Consider the following 2,649-nt stretch of genomic DNA (forward strand, 5'->3'; position numbering starts at 1 on the left):
GTCAGACCTCGACGACGACGGCGCCACCCTGGCCACCGCCGGCACACATTGCCGCAACGCCGATACCGCCACCGCGGCGGGCCAGCTCGTAGACCAGCGTGGTGACCATGCGGGCGCCCGAGGCCGCGATCGGGTGGCCCAGACTGCAGCCGCTACCGGAGAAGTTGACCTTCTCCTCGTCGAGGCCGTACTCCCGGCAGGCCGCGATCGGCACAGACGCAAACGCCTCGTTGATCTCCCACAGCGCCACGTCCGACGGCGACAAACCGGCGCGTTGCAGCACCTTTCCGATCACCTTCACCGCGCCCAGACCGCAGTCCCGGGCCGGCACGCCCGCGGCAGCCCATGCCTTGACCGTGCCCATCACATTGAGTTTGTTGGCCGCGGCGTAGTCGCTGTCCACCAGGGCCACGCCCGCGGCGGCGTCATTGGTGCCGCTGCTGTTGCCGGCCGTGATCGAGAAGCCCTCGATCTCGGGGTGCAACACCTTGAGGCCGGCGAGCTTCTCGACGGTGGTGTCGCGGCGGGGATGCTCGTCGACGGCGAACTCGGTAACCGAGCCGTCGAACTGGGTGATCTTCAGCGGGAGAATCTCGTCGGCGAACTTGCCGGCGTCCTGGGCCGCGACGGCCCGCTGGTGCGAGCGGGCCGCCCAAGCGTCCATCTCCTCGCGGGTGATGCCGACCGACTGCGCGGTGTTCCAGCCCACCGTGATCGACATGTCCTTGGCGGGCGCATCCGGGGTCTCAACGTGCGTCGGCGGCATCCACTGCTCTTCGAACTTGAGCTCCGGGCCGGGGATGCGCCAGTTCGTCAGCGGCGTCATCGACAGCGACTGCACGCCACCGGCGATCAGCACCCGCTCCATGCCCGAGCCGATCTGGGCCGAGGCGTTGCCGATGGCGGTGAGGCTGCCGGCGCAGTGGCGATTGACCGACTGGCCGGGAACGTGCTCCAAACCGGTCGCAGTGGCGGCATAGCGGGCCAAATCGCCACCGCCGTAATGTGATTCGGCAAAGATGATGTCGTCGATATCCGACGGGTCGACGCCCGAGCGGCGCACGATCTCGGGAAGCACCGCGGTGATCAGCGTCTCCGGTGGCGTGTTGACCAGCGTCCCTTTGAACGAGCGGCCAATTGCCGTCCGGACTGCTCCGACGATGACGGGTGTCCCCATGTTCTCAACCTCGCTGTTGTGGGCGGTCAGACGACGCGAATCGTATCAAATACTGTATAGGCAATAGTAATGGTCTAAATTCGGTACGCCGGGGTCTGTGACGGCGCTAACAATTAAGCGGTTCGGGTAAAGACGGAGGCCCACGGTTGAAGACCAAAGGTGCGCTGGTCTGGGAAGTGAACGAGCCGTGGTCGGTCGAGGAGATCGAGATCGGCGATCCCCGTCGCGGTGAGGTGACCGTCCAGCTGGAGACGGCCGGACTGTGTCACTCCGACCACCATCTGATGACCGGCGATTTTCCGATCCCCAGCTATCCGGTGCTGGGTGGCCACGAGGGCGCCGGGATCGTCACCGAGATCGGCGCGGGCGTGCAGAATCTGGCCGTCGGCGACCACGTGGTGATGTCGTTCATCCCGTCCTGCGGGACATGTAAGCCGTGCCAGACCGGGCTGCGCAACCTGTGCGACCTCGGCATGGGCCTACTGTCCGGCCAATCGGTAGCGGACGGATCCTTTCGAGTGACAGCGCAAGGACGCAACGTGATCCCGATGTCGCTGTTGGGCACGTTTGCCCCCTACGTGGTGGTGCACCACACCTCGGTCGTCAAGATCGACCCCACGATCCCGTTCGACGTAGCCTGCCTGGTGGGCTGTGGGGTGACCACCGGCTACGGCTCGGCAGTACGCAGTGCCGCGGTCAAGCCCGGTGAGGACGTAGCGGTGGTCGGCATCGGCGGCGTCGGCGTCGCAGCGGTGCAGGGCGCCCGAATCGCTGGGGCCCGAAGAGTTTTCGCCGTCGACCCTTTCGAGTGGAAACGCGAGCAGGCACTCAAGTTCGGCGCTACGGAGGCCTTCGCGGACGTCGCCGGAGCAGCCGCCGGCATCGCCGATGCGACACGAGGCCTGATGTGCCACAAGGTAATCGTCACCGTCGGCCACGTGGAGGGCCGCGACGTCGAGTCGTGGATGGGGCTGACCGCCAAGGGCGGCATATGCGTCCTGACCGGCATGGCCAGCGTCATGGCCAACGAATGCACTCTCAACCTCGCCGGGCTGTCACTGCTGCAGAAGAGCTTGCAGGGCAGCATATTCGGCGGCGGCAACCCGCAATACGACATCCCCGCGATTCTCGAGTTGTACAAGCTGGGCCAGATCAACCTCGACGACATGGTGACTCGCGAATACAGCCTCGAGCAGATCAACGACGGCTATCGAGACATGCTCGAGGGACGCAACGTCCGCGGCGTCATCCGATTCACCGACGCCGACCGCTCTTAACGCTCCCCTATTGCGCCCAACGTCGCCGGACGTGAGCACAATGGGTCGATGACCACCACACCCCTCGCCCAGCGTGAGGCCCAGACCGCCGCATACCGAGTCGCGGCAATGTTGATGGGTATCGGCACCGTGCACTTCCTTGCCCCCAAACCGTTCGACGACATCGTCCCCGCCGAGCTGCCCGGCACCCCGCGG

At 65.9% G+C, this 2,649-nt stretch carries 2 protein-coding genes; one reads left to right on the forward strand and one right to left on the reverse strand.

From position 1 onward, the window contains the following. Position 1: 1 nt before the first annotated feature. Complete coding sequence (locus ACZY0B_RS21195; protein ID WP_463766186.1) at positions 2–1,177, reverse strand: thiolase family protein; 1,176 nt, start codon at positions 1,175–1,177, stop codon at positions 2–4. 146 nt (positions 1,178–1,323) lie between these two features. On the opposite strand from ACZY0B_RS21195, the gene ACZY0B_RS21200 reads away from it, so the two are divergent. After that, complete coding sequence (locus tag ACZY0B_RS21200; RefSeq protein WP_463766187.1) at positions 1,324–2,454, forward strand: NDMA-dependent alcohol dehydrogenase; 1,131 nt, start codon at positions 1,324–1,326, stop codon at positions 2,452–2,454. Positions 2,455–2,649 lie beyond the last annotated feature (195 nt).

Source organism: Mycobacterium sp. IDUB_19 (genome assembly GCF_055419445.1).

Excerpts from the sequence above, each read along its gene's own strand:
- ACZY0B_RS21195 (WP_463766186.1), bottom strand. The coding sequence starts at position 1,177 with ATGGGGACACCCGTCATCGTCGGAGCAGTCCGGACGGCAATTGGCCGC.